Source organism: Streptomyces fuscichromogenes (genome assembly GCF_014645815.1).
In the GTDB taxonomy this organism is placed as follows: domain Bacteria; phylum Actinomycetota; class Actinomycetes; order Streptomycetales; family Streptomycetaceae; genus Streptomyces; species Streptomyces fuscichromogenes.
The window spans coordinates 86,936-105,808 of record NZ_BMML01000017.1; the positions used below are offsets into that span (position 1 = coordinate 86,936).

The following is an 18,873-nucleotide window of genomic DNA, read 5'->3' on the forward strand; positions in this document are numbered from 1 at the left end:
GGGAGCTCTTCGCAACGCATCGCGCACGGACATCACGCATCCCCCTCCGGCCAGAAGCTGTGGCTCGCGCCGAGCGAAGAAGTGGATTCTGCGGTCGGCGTGAAGTGGCGGACCACGATCAGACGAGCGCCTGCATTTGTCATCTGCCGCTTGCGCTCGGTGCCGAGGCCCTTCGGGCCGAGGTGGCTGAGAGCCGGGACCACGGCACCGTAGGCATCGGGGAGTTCGAGCGCGTCGAGCAGACCGACGAAGGCCGGGGACCGGATGATCACAGTGGAGTCGCGTTCGGTGAAGACACCGCACAGGGCCAGTTCGTGCCGTTCGCAGTACTCGGTGAGGCAGTCGACGAGCGCCGCGTGGCGGGGCAGCCCGCCGGCGACGTGGCGTAGGTAGCCGAAGACCTGGGGGAAGGCGACGGGGCGGCGTTCGGTGATGAGGTCGTCGTCCATGCCCATAGCGTCGGCCGTCGTGAACGGCCTCGAAATGACCTGCTGTTGTACTTCCGTTGCACTTCCCCCCCCACGTCGTCACCGACAGTGCTTCCATACGTGACGGAGGGAGGTCATCCGTGGTCAGCGTGCAGCAATGGACAGGTCGGGAGGCGAGCGCCCTGCGCGCCGCGTTGCGTATGAGCACGCGCGCTTTCGCCGAGCACCTCGGTGTCGCGCTGCGCACGGTTGCGAAGTGGGAGAGCCTCGGCGCGGAGACACAGCCCCGACCGGACACCCAGGCCATCCTCGACACCGCACTCGTACGGGCGGATTCCGCCGCCCAAGCCCGCTTCGAGGCAACGCTGTTCCCTGAGCGGAGGAGCGCGCGGCCGGCGGACTACGAGACTTGGACCGAGGACATCGAGCGTGCTGTTGTCTGCATCGGCCGTCAGGACTTCCCGTTCGCCTCAACCCTGTTGAACCGCTGGCTGGGCAGCCGTGCACCCCAGCAGATGGACGACAAGGGTCTCTATTTGTACGGCCGTTCCCTCGTGCTTCTGGGCGACCTCCAGCGCGATCAGGGCGCGATCCTCGGCCCGCTCTCCGCCCGCCACTCCTACCTGACCGCCCGCGGCATGTTCACCGAGCTCGACATCCCACGCCGGGTGGCTCAGATCGAGCTGTCCCTGGCCGTCGTTCAGGAGATGTCGGGCGAGTTGGAATCCTCCGCTCGCCACTACGAACTCCTCGCCGGGGACCAGCGTCTGAGCCCGCGTGACCGTGCCAGGGCGCGGCTGTGGGTGGGTACGGCGCTGAGCAAGGAGGGCGACAACGAGTACGCCACCAACGCGATGACGGCCGCCACTCGTGCCTTCGAGGACCTGGGCGAGCCGGAGGACTGGTCGGTCGCCCACCAGAAGCTGGCGCTGGCCCATCGCGGTGCCGGCGACCTGAAGCAGGCACTGCACTACATCGACATCGCGCGCACCACCGGCACGGTCGACTCCCCGATGCAGCGGGTGAGGCTGGACACCGCGTACGGGCACATCCTTCTGTCGGATGCGGCGACCCGGAATGATGGGCTGTTCGTCCTCGATCAGGCGGCACAGGTGGCCCGCCAGTACGGGCTGAGCCACCAGCTGCGCAGTATTGAGGGCATCCGAAAGGGCCAGCAAGGATGAGCCAGGGAGTGACAGTGCCGGAGCAGCAGCGCCAGATCACCGACGAGCAGTTCCACGACGCGACGCTGATCTGGAATTACCACCAGATGGGCCACCAGCTGCGGCCCTGCTCGGCGGCGATCGGCCTGGGCAGCCACGACCTCGGGGTCGCGACTACTGCGGCCGACCTTTATCGCGCCGGCCTTATCCCGGTCGTGGTCTTCAGTGGCGGCAACAGCCCCACCACCCGCGCTCGCTTCCCGCGCGGCGAGGCCGTCCACTACCGCGAGCACGCGCTGAGCCTGGGGGTGCCGGACGAGGCGATCATCGTGGAGTCGAAGGCCGCAAACACCGGCCAGAACATCACCTTCTCCCGCGAGCTGCTGGCCGAGGCCAGGGTGGAAGTGCAGTCGCTGCTGCTGATCTCCAAGCCGTACATGGAGCGCCGCTCGTATGCGACCTGCCGCAAGCTGTGGCCCGAGGCTGAGGTCGTGTGCGCCTCCGAGCCGCTGGAGTTGGACGACTACATCAAGTCCATCGGCGACGAGAAGCTCGTCGTCGACATGCTCGTCGGTGACCTGCAGCGGGTGATCGAGTACCCGAAGCTCGGCTTTGCCGTCGAGCAGGACGTACCGGGGGATGTGTATGACGCTTACGAGCGCCTCCTGGGCGCCGGCTTCGACAGCCGCCTCATCAGCACCTGAGCCGCCCAGTACCGATGCATCGGACGGGCTGTGCGCGATCCACCAACCGAACCTGTTTCCCCGGCTGTCCACGCTGGCGAAGCTGTTCTCGGCCGACCTGTGGATCGTCCTGGACGACGTGCAGTTCGCCCGGCGCGACTACCAGCACCGCGCCCGTCTCGCCGCCCTGGACGATCCACCGCGACAGCAGTGGCTCACGCTCCCGACGCACCTTCCCCACGGGCGCCCGACGCTGATCAGCCAGGCACGGCTCGTTGATACGCGTCGCTCGCGCCGGACGGTCCAGCTTCTCGTCCGCCAGTACTACGGCCGCAGCCCCCACTGGGGCGCTGTGTCCGAGGTACTGGACGCGCTCGACGAGTCGGACCGTGTGGCCGACCTGGCGAGGACATCGACGATCGCCCTGCTCAGAGTTCTCGGCTGGTCGGGGAAGGTGCGGGACAGCAGCGAGATCCCGACCCGGCAAGGCCGCTCCGAGCGCCTCGCCGACCTCGTGGCAGCCGCTGGCAGCACCCATTATCTGTGCGGCACCGGTGGTCTGCGTTACCTCGACGCCGGTCCTTTCGACGTTCACGGCATTCCCGTGCTGCCCTTCCATACCCCTGTGGGTAACCCGCTCTGGCGCTGGGCACGTCGATCCAGCAGCCTGTGGGCTCTGAGCAAGATCGGGACCGATGCGCTGGCCGATCAACTGGCCGCCCAACGAGAAGCCCACCATCCTGGGACCCGCGCGTGACCGAGCTCACCACCAAGCCACCGGCCAAGAAGCCCTTCCTGTACGTCGTCGCCTGCGCGTGCGGCATCGCCGGTGACGTCGGCAAACTGATCACCGCCGCGCAGGAACGGAACCGGGCCGTCGGAGACGGCATGCGCGCCCTCCGGCGCGCCTCTACGTCTCCGTGTTCCTGGACGCAGGTCGACGACGCCTTCACCGAGGAAACAGATGCGGAACCCGAGCCGGAAGACGACGACGCCCCCCGCCCAGGGCACATCAGCCCCCCCCCACGCGAAACCAATGTGCCCTGGCCGCCTGACGGCCCCTCTCCGGCACCAAAAAGGGCGAGGCCCGAAGACCCCGCCCGAAACCAGTGAAACTCCAGGTCAGGGCCACACCAGGCAGTACGGCTGATGCCCCGCCTCATGCAGCCGATGGCTGAAGTCCTGCCACTCGTGCAGCAGCTGGTACACGTTGAACGCGTCCCTCGGGCCGCCGCGGTCCGGGACCGTCGACCAGATGAAGGCCGCCGCGCCCACCGCTTCCTCGCCGATGCCGCGCAGCGGATCGACCACCGTCATGGGGAGCTTCACGACCGCGTAGTCGGGGTGCAGCACCACCAGCTCCAGCGGCGGCACCTTGTGCAGCGGCACGCCTTCGATGCCCGTCAGTACCATCGCGGCCATCGTCTCCGGCTTGATCTTCGTGAACATGCCGTTCATGCCGAGCTCGTCGCCGCCGAGTTCCTCGGGGCGCATCGAGATCGGGACACGAGCCGCGGTCGCGCCGTCCGGTGCGCCGAAGTATTTGTACGTCACCCCCACCCGACCACCATTCCTGCTCCCGGTCTGCAGACGGTCGATCCGTCGCTCGCTCAGCTGGTCCCGATCCCTCTGATCGCGGTCCCGCTGATCGATACGTCGATCGCGCCGCTCCGACTCACCCGGTACGCCCTGTTCCTGACGTGCTGCTTCGGCCGATTCCTCCGCGTCGCGCCGGTGCCTTCCCCGCTCGGCACGTCGAGGACCCAGGTCATCGGTCCCCTCGCCCAGTCCGCCACCGCGATGCATATCTCCACCCGACTGCTTTTCTAGGACGCGTGGCCCCCGCCGCGCAACCCGATCATCGTGTCAGTGACCTCCCCCACGGCCGCCCGCCGAAACGTGCGTCGAAACATCAGTCCGCAGGATCTTTACAGCCTCCGGCCGCCTGCGTGCCGGATGAGCTGGGTGTATCGGGTCACAGTCTCGCAGATGCCCCGGCCGCCGCGCGGGGACCGCCGCCCACCGCTGCGAGGAGAGCACCGTCCTCCGCCTACCCTGAGGAGGTCACCCAGCATCCGGAGTCCGAGAAGTCGGAGAAGTCGCACGTCATGAGTGCCCAGAGCGAAACGCCCTATCCCTACGACGCGCCCGTCTCACAGGCGCTCTTCGACCGCGCCTCCGCCGTCACGCCCGGCGGCGTGAACTCCCCGGTGCGCGCCTTCCGCGCCGTCGGCGGCACCCCCCGTTTCATGGTCTCCGGCAAGGGGCCCTACCTGACGGACGCCGACGGGCGCGAGTACGTCGACCTCGTGTGCTCCTGGGGGCCGATGATCCTCGGCCACTCCCACCCCGAGGTCATCGCCGCCGTCCAGGACGCCGTCTCCCGCGGTACCTCCTTCGGTACGCCCGGTGAGGGCGAGGTCGCCCTCGCGGAGGAGATGGTCGCCCGGATCGAGCCCCTGGAGCAGGTGCGGCTGGTCAGCAGCGGGACGGAGGCGACCATGTCCGCCATCCGGCTCGCCCGCGGGTTCACCCGGCGCACCAAGGTGATCAAGTTCGCCGGGTGTTATCACGGGCATGTCGACAGCCTGCTGGCCGCCGCCGGCTCCGGCGTCGCCACCTTCGCGCTGCCGGACACCCCCGGTGTCACCGGTGCGCAGGCCGGCGACACCATCGTGCTGCCGTACAACGACCTCGAAGCCGTGCAGGAGGCCTTCCACCGGCACCCGGGGGAGATCGCCTGCGTGATCACCGAGGCCTCGCCGGGCAACATGGGTGTCGTGCCGCCCGCGCCCGGGTTCAACCAGGGACTCAAGAACGCCTGCCGCGAGAACGGCGCCCTCTACATCTCCGACGAGGTCATGACCGGGTTCCGGACGAGCCGGGCCGGGTGGTTCGGGATCGACGGGGTGGTGCCCGACCTGATGACCTTCGGGAAGGTGATGGGGGGTGGGTTCCCGGCCGCGGCCTTCGGCGGGCGGGCGGACGTCATGGCGCACCTCGCCCCGGCCGGGCCCGTCTACCAGGCCGGCACCCTCTCCGGTAACCCCGTCGCCACCGCCGCCGGACTCGCCCAGCTGCGGCTGCTCGACGACGCGGCGTACGACAGGGTCGACGCCGTGTCGGAGCAGATCCAGGGGCTCGTCGGCGAGGCGTTGAACAAGGAGGGCGTCGCGCACCAGGTGCAGACCGCCTCCAACATGTTCTCCGTCTTCTTCACCAACCGTCCGGTGCGCAACTACGAGGACGCGCGCGGCCAGGAGTCGTTCCGGTTCACCGCCTTCTTCCACTCCCTCCTCTCCGACGGTGTCTACCTGCCGCCGTCGTCCTTCGAGTCCTGGTTCGTCTCCACGGCCCACGACGAGCGGGCCGTCCAGAAGATCGCCGACGCCCTTCCGGCGGCGGCCCGAGCAGCCGCGGAGGCCACGGCAGCATGAGCGAGCAGCGCGAGCAGGACATCACCGTGGTGCATGTGATGCGGCACGGGGAGGTCGCCAACCCGGAGGGTGTGCTGTACGGCAGGCTGCCCGGCTACCACCTCTCCGAGCTCGGGCGGCAGATGGCCGACCGGGTCGCCGAGCACCTCGCCGCCCGGGACGTCAGCCACGTCGTCGCCTCCCCGCTGGAGCGCGCCCAGGAGACGGCCACCCCGATCGCCAAGGCGCACGGGATCGACCTCGCCACCGACGAGCGGCTCATCGAGGCCGAGAACATCTTCCAGGGCAAGACCTTCGGGGTCGGCGACGGGGCGCTGAAGAACCCGGCCAACTGGAAGTACCTCGTCAACCCGTTCCGGCCGTCCTGGGGTGAGCCGTACGTCGACCAGGTCGTGCGGATGAGGGGCGCGCTCGACGCGGCCAGGGACCGGGCGCGCGGGCACGAGGCGGTGCTGGTCAGCCACCAGCTGCCGATCTGGATCCTGCGGTCGTACGTCGAGAAGCGCCGGCTGTGGCACGATCCGCGCAGGCGGCAGTGCACCCTCGCCTCCCTGACGACGTTCACGTACGAGGGCGACAGGATCGTTTCCGTCGGGTACTCCGAGCCGGCCATCGACCTCGTCCCGGCGCACCTGCGTGCCGGCGCCAAGCCGGTGAAGGGGAAGGACAAGGCCTTCGGCGCGTAGCCGGTCCGAGGGCCGTGGAACCCGGCTTCATTAAATTAGTCTGAAAATATGTGGTTCCTTGCGGAACCTCCGCGTTCGTCCCGGCCTCTGAGTGGGTGACCACCAGAGGCCGTGACGAATCGGGGAACCATGCGGACCTTCACCCGAAGGGGACTACTCGGCGTCGGCGCGGGCGCCGCGGCCGGACTCGGCCTCGCCGGCTGCGGCACGCACACATCGTCGGACGGTTCGGACCATGCCGGCGGTTCCACCGGGCGTCCCTCGAAGACGCCCGCCGCGAAGCCGACCGCGACCGCCCGTCCCCTCGGCGACGGCTCCACCTCCCGCACCGGCAGGCAGCCGCACCAGCCCGCCGCCCCGGAGCCGCTGGAGCCGGGACAGACCCCGCCGCAGTTCGTGATCTTCTCCTGGGACGGCGCCGGCGAGGTCGGCAACGGCCTCTTCCCGCGCTTCCTCGACCTGGCCAAGGAACACGGCGCGTCGATGACCTTCTTCCTCTCGGGGCTGTACCTCCTCCCCGAGTCGAAGAAGCGGCTCTACAACCCCCCGAACAACCCCCGCGGTGCCTCCGACATCGGCTACCTCACCGACGAGCACGTCAGGGCGACCCTCACCAACGTCCGCCGCGCCTGGCTCGAAGGCCACGAGATAGGCACCCACTTCAACGGCCACTTCTGCGGCGGCTACGGCACCGTCGGCAACTGGACGCCCAAGCAGTGGCGCAGCGAGATAGACCAGGCCAAGGCGTTCGTGAAGGAGTGGCGGACCAACACCGGCTGGACCGACCTGCCCGCGCTCCCCTTCGACTACGACAAGGAGCTGGTCGGCGGCCGTACCCCCTGCCTGCTCGGCCAGAACAACCTGCTGCCCACCGCCCGCGAGCTCGGCTGGCGCTACGACGCCTCCTCGCCCGGCGGCCGCCAGGTCTGGCCGGACAAGAAGCTGGGCGTGTGGGACCTGCCGTTGCAGCAGATACCTTTCCCCGGCCGCTCCTTCGAGGTCCTCTCCATGGACTACAACATGCTCGCCAACCAGTCGGTCAACTCGACCAAGGCCCCCGCCTACAACTACCCGGGCTGGCGGACCCAGTCGGCCCAGGCGTACACAGCCGGATTCGAGCGGGCGTACACGACGAACCGGGCGCCCTTCTTCATAGGCAACCACTTCGAGCAGTGGAACGGCGGCATCTACATGGACGCCGTCGAGCAGGCCTTCAGGCACATCGCCCGGGAGAAGGAGAAGGGCGCCGACGTCCGGATGGTCTCCTTCCGGCAGTTCGCGGACTGGATGGACGTACAGCGTCCCGAGGTGCTGGCCAAGCTGCGCACCCTGGACGTGGGACAGCGGCCCGCCGCCGGCTGGAAGACCTTCCTGAAGCAGGGCGCGGCCGCCTGAGGCGTCCGTCAGGGGGGTGCGCAAGATCCCCAGAACGGGCATGCGAAACTTTTCACATGAGTACCCGTAGCCGCGCCCTCCTGCTCGGCGCCATGGCCGCCACGGCGGCCCTGACCCTGTCCGCGTGCGGCAACGGCGGCACCTCCGGCGGAGGCGGCAACACCAACTTCGTCACCGGCAAGGACGGCATCGACACGGTCGCTCAGGGCCACCGCGCGGCGGCCCCCGACCTGTCCGGGAAGACCATCGACGGCAGCACCCTCGACGTCGCCGACTACAAGGGCAAGGTCGTCGTCATCAACGTCTGGGGCTCCTGGTGCAGCCCCTGCCGGGCCGAGGCGCCCTACTTCGCCTCCGTCTCCAAGGAGTACGCGGGCAAGGGCGTCCAGTTCGTCGGCATCAACACCCGCGACACCAGCACCGGTTCCGCGGTCGCCTTCGAGAAGCAGAACGGCATCGACTACCCGAGCCTGTACGACCCGACGGGCAAGCTGATGCTCCGCTTCAAGAAGGGCACGCTCAACCCGCAGGCCATCCCCTCCACCCTGGTGCTCGACCGGCAGGGGAAGATCGCGGCGCGCTCGCTGGCGGCGCTCAGCGAGGAGAACCTGCTGAAGATGCTCAAGCCCGTGGTCGCGGAGAAGTGACGTGAGCGCACTCCTCACGGTCGCGGCCGACGGCCACAACGAGACCGTCCTCAACGGCGCCCTGGTGCTCGCCCTGCCGATCGCGCTGCTCGGCGGACTCGTCTCCTTCTTCTCGCCGTGCGTGCTGCCCCTCGTCCCCGGCTACCTCTCGTACGTCACCGGGGTCGCCGGCACCGATCTCGCGGACGCCCGGCGCGGCCGGATGGCCACGGGCGCCGCCCTCTTCGTGCTCGGTTTCACCGCCGTGTTCGTCTCGGGCGGTGCGCTCTTCGGCTACTTCGGCTCGACGCTCCTGGAGCACTCCAGCGGACTCAGCAAGGTGCTCGGCGTGCTGATGATCGCCATGGGCGTCTTCTTCATGGGCCTGATGCCCTGGTTCACCCAGCGCGAGTTCCGCTTCCACCGGCGGCCGGTGGCCGGTCTGATAGGGGCACCCGTGCTGGGCGCGCTGTTCGGGATCGGCTGGACCCCGTGCATCGGCCCGACGCTCTCCTCCGTGATCGTGCTGTCCTCCCAGCAGGGCAGCGCCGGCCGCGGTGCCATACTGACCGTCGCCTACTGCCTGGGCCTCGGTGTGCCCTTCGTGGTCACCGCGGTCGCCTTCCGCAAGGCGCTCGGCGCCTTCGGCTGGGTCAAGCGCCACTATGTCTGGGTGATGCGCATCGGCGGCACGATGATGATCGTGACCGGTGTGCTGTTGCTGACCGGGGCCTGGGACGGTCTCGTGCAGGACATGCAGTCCTGGTCCGCCGGCTTCACTGTGGGGATCTGATCGATGAGCGACACCACGACCGACACCACGACCGACAACGGCGAGCAGGACCAGCAGGACCTCGGGGCCGCCGGCTCCCAGCTCTCCACCGCTCCCGCCGAGCCGCCGGCCGCACCCGGCCTCGGGGTGATCGGCTGGGCCCGCTGGTTCTGGCGGCAGCTCACCTCGATGCGGGTCGCGCTGCTGCTGCTCCTGCTGCTGTCGCTGGGCGCGATCCCCGGCTCGCTGATCCCGCAGAGCGGCGCCGACATCAACAAGGTCGCCGACTTCCAGAAGACCCACAAGACGCTGTCGCCGATCTACGACAGGCTCGGCCTGTTCCACGTCTACAGCTCGGTGTGGTTCTCGGCGATCTACATCCTGCTCTTCGTCTCCCTCGTCGGCTGCATCATCCCGCGCGCCTGGCAGTTCGTGGGCCAGCTGCGCGGCCGCCCGCCGGGCGCCCCGAAGCGGCTGGACCGGCTCCCGGCGTACACGACGTGGCGGACGGCGGCCGCGCCGGAGGAGGTCCGCGAGGCGGCCCTCGGACTCCTGAAGAAGCGGCGCTTCCGCGCGCACCTCGCCGGGGACGCGGTCGCCGCCGAGAAGGGCTACGTCCGGGAGTTCGGCAACCTGGTCTTCCACATCGCGCTGATCGTGCTGCTGATCGCGTTCGCCTCCGGCCAGATGTACAAGTCGGACGGCACCAAGCTGGTCGTCGAGGGCGACGGGTTCGCCAACTCGATCCTCCAGTACGACGACTTCAAGTCCGGCTCCATGTTCAGCACCGACGACCTGGTGCCGTTCAGCTTCGACCTGAAGAACTTCCACGCGACCTACCAGACCAGCGGCCCCAGCAAGGGCACCCCGGTCACCTTCGCCGCCGACATCGACTACAGCGAGGGGGCCTACGGCAGGTCGAAGCGGACCACCATCAAGGTGAACGAGCCGCTGCACATCGGCGACGCCAAGGTCTACCTCGTCAGCCACGGCTACGCCCCCGTCATCACCGTCCGCGACAGCAAGGGCAAGGTCGTCTACCACGACGCCGTCCCGATGCTCCCGCTCGACGCCAACATCAGCTCCCAGGGCGTGGTGAAGGTGATGGACGGCTACCGGAGCGCCCAGGGCGTCAGCGAGCAGCTCGGCATCCAGCTGTTCTTCGTGCCGACCTACGGCGGCGGCTCCTCCGTCCTCTCCACCTTCCCGGCGCTGGAGAACCCGGTGCTGAACCTGGCGCCGTACCACGGCGACCTCGGCGTCAACTCGGGCATCCCGCAGAGCGTGTACCAGCTCGACAAGACGCACCTGAAGGAGTTCAAGGACTCCGCGGGCAAGCAGTTCCGGGACAACCTGAAGCCCGGCCAGACCATGCAGCTGCCGAACGGCGCCGGTTCCGTGACGTTCGAGAAGGGCGTCAGGGAATGGGCCGGCTTCGAGATCGTCCAGGAGCCCGGCAGCAGCTGGGCGCTGGGCGGTGCGCTCGCCGCGATCTTCGGCCTCGCCGCCTCGCTGTTCATCCAGCGCCGCCGGGTGTGGGTGCGCGCGGTGCCGGGCCCCGACGGCGTCACGGTGGTCGAGATGGCGGGGCTCGGCCGCAGCGAGTCCGCGAAGGTGCCCGAGGAACTGGGCGACCTCGCGGGAATCCTCTACGACCAGGCGCCGGGGGCTCCCGACCCCGACGACTCCTCACCCTCACCCTCCCCCGACCCCGAAGTCGTACCTGCCGAAGGGGCTGAGAAGCGATGACTTCCGCCGCCGCACACGCGCTCGACGTGACCACGCTCGCCGCGACCAACGAGCATCTGGCGAGCATGAGCAACACGCTCGTCTACTCCTCGATGGCCGTCTACACGCTGGCCTTCTTCGCCTACATCTTCGAGTGGCTGCTGGGCAGCCGCAGCCGGGTGGCGCGCACCGCCAACGCGCTCACCACCAAGACGGACACGAAGACGGCGCCCGCCGTCACGGTCAAGAAGGCCGGCGGCACCGCCGTACTGGAGCGCCCGCAGGTCGTGGTCCGCTCCGCGGCGGGCTCCCGGGACGTGCCGGACGGGCCCGGCGCGCACGGCGGCGACGAGCAGGGCGACCTCTACGGCCGGATCGCGATCTCCCTCACGGTCCTCGCCTTCCTCGTGGAGCTGGCGGGCGTGGCCACCCGCGCGGCCTCGGTGCAGCGGGCGCCGTGGGGCAACATGTACGAGTTCAACATCACGTTCTCCACGGTCGCGGTCGCCGTCTACCTGACGCTGCTGGCCCTGCGGAAGAACGTCCGCTGGCTCGGCCTCTTCCTGATCACCACGGTCCTGCTGGACCTCGGCCTCGCGGTCACCGTCCTCTACACGGCGAGCGAGCCGCTGGTCCCGGCCCTGCACTCGTACTGGCTCTACATCCACGTCTCGACCGCGATCTTCTGCGGCGCGGTCTTCTACGTCGGCGCGGTCGCCACGATCCTGTACCTCTTCAAGGACGCGTACGAGAGCAAGCTGGAGAACGGCGGCAAGCCCGGCAGCTTCGCCACCTCCGTCCTGGAGCGGCTGCCCGCCTCGGCGTCCCTGGACAAGTTCGCCTACCGCGTGAACGCGGCCGTCTTCCCCCTCTGGACCTTCACGATCATCGCGGGCGCGATCTGGGCGGGCAGCGCCTGGGGCCGCTACTGGAACTGGGACCCCAAGGAGACCTGGTCCTTCATCACCTGGGTCGCCTACGCCTGCTACCTGCACGCCCGCGCCACCGCCGGCTGGAAGGGCCGCAAGGCCGCCTACCTGGCGATGATCGCCTTCGGCTGCTGGCTCTTCAACTACTACGGCGTCAACATCTTCGTGACCGGCAAGCACTCGTACGCGGGCGTCTGAGCCGCCCAGGGGCGACACTGGTGCCATGACCGGTTCCGTCGAACAGGGCACCAGTCAGACCCACGGGAGAACGCACATCCTCCACTTCCTGGTCCGGCTCCCCGGGGCGCCGCACCAGGTCTGGCCCAGGCTGACGACCCCGGACGGCCTGGCCGCCTGGTTCACCGCCGCCGACGTCCTGCAACCCCGCCTCGGAGGCACGGTCACCCTCCGCGACCTGGGCACGGGCCGGGTCACGGCGTGGGACGTGGACCGGGTCGCCGAGTACACCGTGGAGAACGGCGGACGGATCCGCTTCCACCTGGAGCGCGACGGGGAGTCGGCCAGCGCCCTGCGCTTCACGCACGAGTTCAAGGGCGAGGCGGACTCGGAACAGGGCTGGCGGACCAGATTCGAACGCCTGATTGATATCAGCGCTCCGTAGGAGCCGGGAGCGCTTCACCCGCGCAGCCCGGGATACCGGTGCGAGAGTTCCGTGCGGTTGTGGACGCCCAGCTTGCGGTAGACGTTGCCGAGGTGGAACTCCACCGTCCTCGGGCTGAGGAACAGCGCCGAGGCGGCCTGCTTGTTGGTGGCTCCTGCGACGACCGCCCGGACGACCTGGAACTCCTGCGGAGTCAGCTCCCCGGGTACCGGCCGGACGGTCTCCCCGGTCGCCGTCAGCTCCCGGTGGCAGCGCTCCGCCCAGACCCGGGCGTCCAGCCGCTCGAAGCCGTCCAGCGCGCTCCGCAACTGCTCGCGTGCCCTCGTCCGCTGTCCCGCACGGCGCAACTGCTCCCCGTAGACGAGCCGGGTCCGGGCGGTCTCCAGCGGGCAGGGCACGTCGGCATGGAGTGCCAGTGCCTGCTCGAAGCAGTCCTCCGCCCCCTTTCCGGCGGCCAGGCCACGCAGTCTGAGGGCGATCGCGGCATGCAGCGGAAGGTGCACCTGCCCGGCGTGCCGGGCCAGGGACACCCGGGCCCCCTCCGGCAGCGGCAGTCCGCTGCGTATCCGTGCCTCGATGGCGTCGAAGTCGCTGTCGAGCAGACTGTCGGGATCGTCCGCGGACGTGGACATCGCTCCCTCGCGGAACCGGCGCAGCGCCTCCGGATAGTCGCCGATGCTCAGTTCCAGCAGGCCCAGGGCCTCACTCGCGTCCCGCGGGTAGTCGGTGTCGGCGCGTTTCAGCGCCAGCGCCCGCCGCCCGTGCTCCCGGCAGAGCTCCGCCTTGCCGCGTACCGCCTCGACGTGCGCCAGGGCGGACAGGGACAGGTACTGCCAGAACTCGTTGCCGGTGAGCGCGGCCAGTTCGACGGCCTCGGTGGCTGCCGCCCGTGCCGCCTCGGTACGGCCGGTGAACACGTCCGCGTACGAGGAGACGCACAGCGCGAAGGGCAGCATGCCGAGCGCTCCGGCCGCCCGCAGCCGCTCCAGCAACGTTTTGACGGTCCGCCGGCCCGGCAGCTGCCCGCCGGTCCGGTTCAGGGCCGCCGCCGGGCAGTTCCCCGACCGGTCCCGGCCCGTGGAGCCCTCCCCCAGGCGCAGCAGGGTGATGCCGCGGATCAGGGCGGCGGCGGGGTCACCGGACAGCAGCGACGCGAGGGCGGCGTCCGCGAACAGCTCGGAGCTGCACCGCGGGTGTGCGTCGCAGAGTTCCTCGGCGGCCTGGAACACGGACCGGCGGGCCAGGGCGGGATGTCCGGTGAACAGCTCGGCGCGGCCGGGCCCGGCGGCCGCCTCCGCACCCGGTCCGGCCCCGTCGGCCAGGAGGCCGGCCCCCACGAGGAGGTTGCGGGCGTGCGGGTCCCGTCCGCAGCAGAGGGTGTCCGAAGCCGTCGCGGTGAGCCGCAGGAACCGGCCGGGCTCCCCGACGCCGAGCGCCACCGGCCGCTCCCGTGCGGCCGCCGCCGGCAGCGGGTGACGCCCGCTCAGCTGCGGGCCGGTGAGCCCGTCCACCAGTTCGAGCAGCGCCCTCGGCCTGCCGGCGCCGTCCAGCGCGAGCCGGTGCACCACGTCCTTGTGCGGTCGCACCCCGGTCCGGTCGGCGACCAGCTCACCGACGGCCGTCTCCACCAGCGCGGCCACCTCCAGCACGGGGAGCGCGACGATCAGCCGGTCGACCGCCGGATCCGGCCGGGTCGTGACCAGCATGCCGATGTCCTCGGCCAGCAGCCGGCGGGCCGCGAAGGCCAGGGCCTCGGCGGACCAGGGGTCCAGGTCGTGCAGGTCGTCCACGGCGACCAACAGCGGGCGTTCCCCGGCGAGTTCGGCGAGCAGGCTCAGGGTCGCGGCGCACACCCCGAGGCGGTCGGCGGCGGGCCGGGCGGGCCCCAGGGCGACAGCTCCGCGCAGTGCCTCGGCCTGCGCCGCCGGGAGCCGGTCGATGAGGTGGGCGTCGGAGCGGACGAGCTGGCAGAGGCCGGCGAACGCGAGGTGCTTCTCCGGACCCCAGCCGCGCAGCCAGAGCACCCGCATGCCCTGCGCGCGGGCCGCGTCGGCACCGTGGCGCAGCAGCGCGGTCCTGCCGATGCCGGCGTCGCCCCGCAGCACCAGGACCCGGCTTCTGCCCCGGCGGGCGTCCAGCACCAGTCGGCCGATCCGCTCCGTCTCCGTGCGCCGTCCGAAGAGCATGGCCCAGGGTAGGACGGGCCGCACCCCGGGGGCGGGGCGGCTGAGGGGCAGTGAGGTGTCTCGGGCGGTACGGGCTGCGGAGGTCGGCAACCTCCCTCATCCGGACCCGGGCGGCGTACGCGGTGTGTCGTAGCGGATCCGTACCGGCAACCCCGGGGATTTCCCCGGGGCGGTCCGGGGAGCCGTCGACCTACGGTGAGGGCACTCGACTTCAACGGGGAAGGAGAAGTGGGATGCCCGAGGAATACAACGCGCGGATCAAGGCACTCTCGGTGGTGAGGAAGGGTACGTCCTTCACGGTGGACGTCCTCGGTGTCAACGACGACTTCGACGTGGTCGCGGACATCGAGGTGGGGGCGTCGTTCAACGCCGTCAGCAGCCGCATCCAGGTCTGGGCGTCGGTCGGCAACCAGACCCAGCTCGTCCAGGTCCAGGTCCAGGGGTACGACCAGCCGGCGATTCCCGTGAACGGGACCCGCGCCGAACCGATCCGCATCCCCTTCAACGCTCTCGACGCCACCAAGGTGACCGAGGGCGACCTCCTTCAGGCGGTCGCCACCCTCAAGGTCATCGCGGGGGCGCTGTCCGACGTCTCCCATGCCAGGAGCGAGCCGTTCGTCTACGCCTCGTGAGCCACACGTGACGCGCGCCGCGGCGGCACCCGACCGCCGCGGCGCCCGGACGTCCGGGCGGGGCGGGTCACGAAACCGGCCCGGTCGCGGGCCGGTTCTGAACGGGTGCGGCCGGTGTCCACCGTCTGCGGGCGTCGAGGAACTTCCGCCGGGCGACCACCCGTGCCGTGCGGGACGGCACCGGCACCCTCGGGTACAGGCAGGCGTACAGCCGCGCCTCGTGCAGCGCCCTGGCCAGCCCCTCGGAGGTGAGCACGAAGCCGCCGGTGCCGCCGTCGGGGGTGCGTTCGCGGGTGATCAGGCCCTGTGCGGCCAGCCCCTGCCAGGCCTCCGGTTCACCGAAGTCGAGCAGGCGCCCTTCCGGTACCGCCTCGGCGTTCAGCAGCCGTACCAGCAGGCGCCACTGCCGGCTGGTCATCGCCTCGGCGAGGAACCGGGTCCAGGAGGCGGCCGCCTGGACCGCGGCCCGGTCTATCCGCTCGGTCAGCAGCTCTATCCGGCTCCGCGCCCGGCGGATGTCGTCCTCGTCCTGGCCGTAGGCGGCGGTCGCCTCCTCCCCGGCGCGCTCCCGGAGATCACCGCGCAGCCGCCCCAGCTCATGGTCGACCAGCCGGCAGGTCGTCCCGGCCGAACGCCTCAGCAGCCGGGCCAGGGCGCGCAGTTCGGGCTCGTCGGTGCCGACGCCGGCCGGCCGGCCGGTCTCGTGGGCGCGGCGGAACAGGGCGGCCAGCAGCCGGGTGATCTCCTGGCGCCGCTCGGCCGCCTGCGGATGCGAGTCGAGCGAGCGGTGGACGGTGCGCGGGCTGACCGCGAAGACCTCGGCGAGCCGCTGCGGCAGGGTGGCGTACCGGCGGGCCGGGAGTTTGGCGTGCAGTTCCAGGTCCCGGTAGGTGTTCCGGCTGATGCCGAGCCGGTCGGCCGCCTCGGCGCTGGTGAGGCCCGCCGCGACCCGCAGCCGGCGGATGCCGTCCGCCGCGTCGGGCACCGCCGGGCACAGTCGGCGCGGCGGGATGCCGAAGACCCCGGCGAGCTGCTCGATGCGCCGCGGCTCGGGCACCGAGGTGCCCTTCTCGTAGGCGAGGATCCGGGACTTGGAGGTGCCGACGCGACGGGCCAGTTCGGCCGCGCTCAGCAGCCGGCCCTCGACGGGCCGCCGTCGTCGTACCTCGCGCAGTGCCGCGTTGCTGAAGGGTGCCGTGCCACGGGCCATGAGAACGCCTTCCCACGCGCGTCACGCCGGACGCGCGCGCGGGAGCGGTACCGTTTCGGCCCGGTCGCCGGTGGCCGCACACCCGGTGGGGGTGTCCGGCGTGCCGGGCGCGCCGCAGGCAGAGTGGTCTCCTGGTACCGTCTAGGGTTCGAGAGGGTTCTCCAAGTGGTGCCCCGCACGGCAGTATCGAGGAGTGCGGAGCACGTGACGCGGGGATCCCGTCGAACTCCCGCGGGTGTTCCGTGCGTGAGTGCGTATGTACGGGTCTGGAGAGTTCGCGGGCCCGCGCCCTGGCGATGTTTTGCCCACCGGTCCAGGACGCGGACCCAGTTGGCCGACCCGGCAGTGTGCGGTGGGTGAGGCGCCTACCTCATCCGCCGCACCCGCGCCAGAGCCCGATGAGCCCGATCGCGACGCCGACCGCGTCGATGACCAGCTGCACGTGCTCCCAGCGCAGGTTCGTACCGTCAGGGTGATCCGGCTCCTCGGCACCGGACGGCTGATCGGGAGGTTCTCCCGGCTCCTCCGACTCGGTCTCCTCGGCGTTGGCCATGGATCCTTTCTCCTTTCTCTCGGTGGCACGACAGCAGGCTGGATCGTTCTGCCTGCTGGCCTGCCCCCGGGAGGGGAGTGCGACCACACTACCGAGTTCCTCGTGGCTTGCTGTGACCCTTCTCGAACACACAGTGCTCAAAAACCAGCTCGAACGGTCCGGCGCAATCGGAATCCCAACTCCACTTCCGTTCCGCCCCCTTGAAGGAACGTCAAACCACCTGCTGGGAGCCGGTTACCGGGAGGGCGTCCCGCGGCGGAGAGTGCAAACGGCCGCAGATCGATCCGGTCATCCACGCAAACCGAATCGATCTGTGATGTGCGACACACGGAGGCCGGGTGCCCGGCCTCAGCCGACCGTGATGGAATCCAGCTTCTCCCGCAGGTAGACGTGCGAGTCGACCGGCGGGTACGCCACCCGGCCGACCGGCGCCGGGACCGACTCGACGGTGGTGCCCGGGGTGCACTCACCGAAGTAGACGAGGGACATCAGCTCCTCGGCGGGTGCGTCGGTGGGCGGCGGCAGCACCCGGTGCCGCCCCGACCGCCACCGATCGCCGGTCCAACGGGCCATCAGGTCACCGATGTTGATGGTGAACGCGGCGGGATCGAAGGGCGCGTCCTCCCATCCGCCCTCGTCCGTGTACACCTGCAACCCGCCCTTGCCGGCCTGCCGGTCCAGGATGGTCACCGTCCCGAAGTCGGTGTGCGGGCCGATCCGGAACTGGCCGGGCTCCGCCTCGCCGATGACGTCCGTCCCCGGATACCAGTTGATGTTGAAGCCGTACGTCGGATGGTCCATGTGCCGGGAGAAGAAGTCGGGTTCGAGCCCGAGCGCGTACCCCAGCAGGGACAGCAGCTCCTTCTCCAGCGCGGCCATCCGCTCCAGGTACTCCTCACCGCGCGTCCGGAGTTCGGGGATCTCCGCCGGCCACACGTTGGGGGCGTACCACTCGGCGTTGACGGCCGGGTCCTCGAAGGGTTCGTCGGTCGCGAAGGTCAGCGACTCCTTGAGGTCCGGCGGGGTCTCGGTGCCCTCCGAGTAGCCGTTGGCCTCGGCCTTCGGGCCCAGCCACCCCCGTCCGCCGACCTTCACCTCGTACGCCGCCTTCACCTCGGCCGGCAGCGCGAAGAACGCGCGGGCGGCCTCCCGTACGGCGTCGCGCAGCTCGTCCTCGACCCCGTGCCCGGTGACGAGCAGGAAGCCGGCGGTCCGCAGGGCCGCGTCGACGGTCCGGGCGGTCTCCCGCCGGCCGTCCTCGTCGCCGTCGAGCCAGGGGCGCAGGTCGATGGTGGGGATACGGGGGCTGGGGCTGTTGGTGTCACTCACCGATGTCCTCGTTCCACAGGGCCGGGTTGCCGTTGATGAAGTCGTGCATCATGGCGACGCACTCGGGGTCGTCCAGCAGGACGATCTCCACGCCGTGCTCGGCGAGCCAGTCGTGGCCGCCGTGGAAGGTGGCCGCCTCGCCGATCACGACCCGGGAGATGCCGAACTGGCGGACCAGGCCGGAGCAGTACCAGCACGGTGACAGGGTGGTCACCATGGTGGTGCCCCGGTACGTACGCTGCCGTCCCGCCGCCCGGAAGGCGGCCGTCTCCGCGTGCATGGAGGGGTCGTCGTCCTGCACGCGCCGGTTGTGCCCGCGGCCGAGCAGCGCGCCGTCGGCGCCGTAGAGCGCGGCGCCGATCGGGATGCCCCCCTCGGCGAGCCCGCTGCGGGCCTCGGCGACGGCGGTGGCGAGCCAGGTGTGGGCTTGCGACTGATCCATGTCTTCACTCTCCTGTGGCCGAAACACGAGGGCAACGTGCGGAAAGTACCCT

19 protein-coding genes and 1 pseudogene are annotated in these 18,873 nt (G+C 70.3%); 13 read left to right on the forward strand and 7 right to left on the reverse strand.

Annotation, left to right across the window (positions count from 1 at the left end):
• Positions 1–32: 32 nt before the first annotated feature.
• Positions 33–449 (reverse strand): hypothetical protein, encoded by a 417-nt coding sequence (locus IEZ11_RS31855; protein WP_229713481.1) that lies wholly within the window; start codon positions 447–449, stop codon positions 33–35.
• Positions 450–568: 119 nt separating this feature from the next.
• Between IEZ11_RS31855 and IEZ11_RS31860 the strand changes: the two genes are divergently transcribed.
• The 4 genes and pseudogenes from IEZ11_RS31860 to IEZ11_RS31875 form a co-directional block, all read left to right on the forward strand.
• Positions 569–1,612, forward strand: a complete 1,044-nt coding sequence (locus IEZ11_RS31860) for a helix-turn-helix domain-containing protein (RefSeq protein WP_189266408.1) — start codon at positions 569–571, stop codon at positions 1,610–1,612.
• Complete coding sequence (locus IEZ11_RS31865; protein ID WP_189266409.1) at positions 1,609–2,295, forward strand: YdcF family protein; 687 nt, start codon at positions 1,609–1,611, stop codon at positions 2,293–2,295. Before IEZ11_RS31860 ends, IEZ11_RS31865 begins: the two co-directional genes overlap by 4 nt.
• Positions 2,237–3,031: a WbqC family protein gene (locus IEZ11_RS31870; RefSeq protein WP_229713482.1), complete on the forward strand. Its 795-nt coding sequence runs from the start codon at positions 2,237–2,239 to the stop codon at positions 3,029–3,031. The genes IEZ11_RS31865 and IEZ11_RS31870 overlap by 59 nt, the downstream gene beginning before the upstream one ends.
• Positions 3,028–3,156, forward strand: a pseudogene (locus IEZ11_RS31875) (flavoprotein); the annotation flags it as partial. The gene IEZ11_RS31870 and the pseudogene IEZ11_RS31875, both read left to right, overlap by 4 nt.
• 240 nt (positions 3,157–3,396) lie before the next feature.
• On the opposite strand, the gene IEZ11_RS31880 reads toward IEZ11_RS31875, so the two are convergent.
• Positions 3,397–4,080, reverse strand: a complete 684-nt coding sequence (locus tag IEZ11_RS31880; RefSeq protein WP_189266410.1) for a hypothetical protein — start codon at positions 4,078–4,080, stop codon at positions 3,397–3,399.
• A gap of 302 nt (positions 4,081–4,382) precedes the next feature.
• Here IEZ11_RS31880 and hemL point away from each other — a divergent pair, with 302 nt between their 5' ends.
• The 8 genes from hemL to IEZ11_RS31920 all read left to right on the forward strand — a co-directional run bounded on the left by hemL (position 4,383) and on the right by IEZ11_RS31920 (position 12,469).
• A complete protein-coding gene (hemL, locus tag IEZ11_RS31885; RefSeq protein ID WP_189266411.1) occupies positions 4,383–5,711 on the forward strand; it encodes a glutamate-1-semialdehyde 2,1-aminomutase in 1,329 nt (442 codons plus the stop codon).
• A complete protein-coding gene (locus IEZ11_RS31890) occupies positions 5,708–6,397 on the forward strand; it encodes a histidine phosphatase family protein (RefSeq protein ID WP_189266412.1) in 690 nt (229 codons plus the stop codon). The genes hemL and IEZ11_RS31890 overlap by 4 nt, the downstream gene beginning before the upstream one ends.
• A gap of 129 nt (positions 6,398–6,526) precedes the next feature.
• Entirely contained in the window at positions 6,527–7,792 is a 1,266-nt protein-coding gene (locus IEZ11_RS31895) for a polysaccharide deacetylase family protein (protein ID WP_189266413.1), read from the forward strand.
• 56 nt (positions 7,793–7,848) lie between these two features.
• Positions 7,849–8,439 carry a TlpA family protein disulfide reductase gene (locus IEZ11_RS31900; protein WP_189266414.1) on the forward strand — a complete coding sequence of 197 codons (591 nt, stop codon included), beginning with the start codon at positions 7,849–7,851 and terminating at the stop codon, positions 8,437–8,439.
• Between the two features lies 1 nt (position 8,440).
• Positions 8,441–9,211 (forward strand): cytochrome c biogenesis CcdA family protein, encoded by a 771-nt coding sequence (locus IEZ11_RS31905; RefSeq protein WP_189266415.1) that lies wholly within the window; start codon positions 8,441–8,443, stop codon positions 9,209–9,211.
• A 3-nt stretch (positions 9,212–9,214) separates the two neighbouring features.
• Complete coding sequence (resB, locus tag IEZ11_RS31910) at positions 9,215–10,939, forward strand: cytochrome c biogenesis protein ResB (protein WP_189266416.1); 1,725 nt, start codon at positions 9,215–9,217, stop codon at positions 10,937–10,939.
• On the forward strand, positions 10,936–12,045 hold the full coding sequence (gene ccsB, locus IEZ11_RS31915; protein WP_189266417.1) for a c-type cytochrome biogenesis protein CcsB: 1,110 nt from the start codon (positions 10,936–10,938) through the stop codon (positions 12,043–12,045). Before resB ends, ccsB begins: the two co-directional genes overlap by 4 nt.
• Before the next feature lie 25 nt (positions 12,046–12,070).
• Positions 12,071–12,469: an SRPBCC family protein gene (locus IEZ11_RS31920; RefSeq protein ID WP_189266418.1), complete on the forward strand. Its 399-nt coding sequence runs from the start codon at positions 12,071–12,073 to the stop codon at positions 12,467–12,469.
• 14 nt (positions 12,470–12,483) lie between these two features.
• Here IEZ11_RS31920 and IEZ11_RS31925 read toward each other — a convergent pair whose 3' ends face one another.
• Positions 12,484–14,655 carry a LuxR C-terminal-related transcriptional regulator gene (locus IEZ11_RS31925; RefSeq protein WP_229713483.1) on the reverse strand — a complete coding sequence of 724 codons (2,172 nt, stop codon included), beginning with the start codon at positions 14,653–14,655 and terminating at the stop codon, positions 12,484–12,486.
• 233 nt (positions 14,656–14,888) lie between these two features.
• On the opposite strand from IEZ11_RS31925, the gene IEZ11_RS31930 reads away from it, so the two are divergent.
• Positions 14,889–15,287 carry a hypothetical protein gene (locus IEZ11_RS31930; RefSeq protein WP_189266420.1) on the forward strand — a complete coding sequence of 133 codons (399 nt, stop codon included), beginning with the start codon at positions 14,889–14,891 and terminating at the stop codon, positions 15,285–15,287.
• Positions 15,288–15,354: 67 nt separating this feature from the next.
• On the opposite strand, the gene IEZ11_RS31935 is transcribed toward IEZ11_RS31930, so the two are convergent.
• From IEZ11_RS31935 to IEZ11_RS31950, 4 genes are all read right to left on the reverse strand, one after another.
• Positions 15,355–16,497 (reverse strand): helix-turn-helix transcriptional regulator, encoded by a 1,143-nt coding sequence (locus tag IEZ11_RS31935; RefSeq protein ID WP_189266421.1) that lies wholly within the window; start codon positions 16,495–16,497, stop codon positions 15,355–15,357.
• 370 nt (positions 16,498–16,867) lie between these two features.
• A complete protein-coding gene (locus tag IEZ11_RS31940; RefSeq protein WP_189266422.1) occupies positions 16,868–17,050 on the reverse strand; it encodes a hypothetical protein in 183 nt (60 codons plus the stop codon).
• 348 nt (positions 17,051–17,398) lie between these two features.
• Positions 17,399–18,379, reverse strand: a complete 981-nt coding sequence (locus IEZ11_RS31945; RefSeq protein WP_189266423.1) for an isopenicillin N synthase family dioxygenase — start codon at positions 18,377–18,379, stop codon at positions 17,399–17,401.
• A complete protein-coding gene (locus IEZ11_RS31950) occupies positions 18,372–18,821 on the reverse strand; it encodes a nucleoside deaminase (protein ID WP_189266424.1) in 450 nt (149 codons plus the stop codon). The genes IEZ11_RS31945 and IEZ11_RS31950 overlap by 8 nt, the downstream gene beginning before the upstream one ends.
• Between the last annotated feature and the right edge of the window lie 52 nt (positions 18,822–18,873).

Coding starts and splice junctions, on each gene's coding strand:
- IEZ11_RS31895 (WP_189266413.1), top strand. CDS start 6,527: ATGCGGACCTTCACCCGAAGGGGACTACTCGGCGTCGGCGCGGGCGCC.
- IEZ11_RS31935 (WP_189266421.1), bottom strand. CDS start 16,497: ATGGCCCGTGGCACGGCACCCTTCAGCAACGCGGCACTGCGCGAGGTA.
- IEZ11_RS31930 (WP_189266420.1), top strand. CDS start 14,889: ATGCCCGAGGAATACAACGCGCGGATCAAGGCACTCTCGGTGGTGAGG.
- IEZ11_RS31880 (WP_189266410.1), bottom strand. CDS start 4,080: ATGCATCGCGGTGGCGGACTGGGCGAGGGGACCGATGACCTGGGTCCT.
- IEZ11_RS31925 (WP_229713483.1), bottom strand. CDS start 14,655: ATGCTCTTCGGACGGCGCACGGAGACGGAGCGGATCGGCCGACTGGTG.
- IEZ11_RS31920 (WP_189266418.1), top strand. CDS start 12,071: ATGACCGGTTCCGTCGAACAGGGCACCAGTCAGACCCACGGGAGAACG.
- IEZ11_RS31890 (WP_189266412.1), top strand. CDS start 5,708: ATGAGCGAGCAGCGCGAGCAGGACATCACCGTGGTGCATGTGATGCGG.
- hemL (WP_189266411.1), top strand. CDS start 4,383: ATGAGTGCCCAGAGCGAAACGCCCTATCCCTACGACGCGCCCGTCTCA.
- IEZ11_RS31870 (WP_229713482.1), top strand. CDS start 2,237: ATGACGCTTACGAGCGCCTCCTGGGCGCCGGCTTCGACAGCCGCCTCA.
- IEZ11_RS31855 (WP_229713481.1), bottom strand. CDS start 449: ATGGACGACGACCTCATCACCGAACGCCGCCCCGTCGCCTTCCCCCAG.
- IEZ11_RS31900 (WP_189266414.1), top strand. CDS start 7,849: ATGAGTACCCGTAGCCGCGCCCTCCTGCTCGGCGCCATGGCCGCCACG.
- IEZ11_RS31940 (WP_189266422.1), bottom strand. CDS start 17,050: ATGGCCAACGCCGAGGAGACCGAGTCGGAGGAGCCGGGAGAACCTCCC.
- ccsB (WP_189266417.1), top strand. CDS start 10,936: ATGACTTCCGCCGCCGCACACGCGCTCGACGTGACCACGCTCGCCGCG.
- IEZ11_RS31950 (WP_189266424.1), bottom strand. CDS start 18,821: ATGGATCAGTCGCAAGCCCACACCTGGCTCGCCACCGCCGTCGCCGAG.
- IEZ11_RS31865 (WP_189266409.1), top strand. CDS start 1,609: ATGAGCCAGGGAGTGACAGTGCCGGAGCAGCAGCGCCAGATCACCGAC.
- resB (WP_189266416.1), top strand. CDS start 9,215: ATGAGCGACACCACGACCGACACCACGACCGACAACGGCGAGCAGGAC.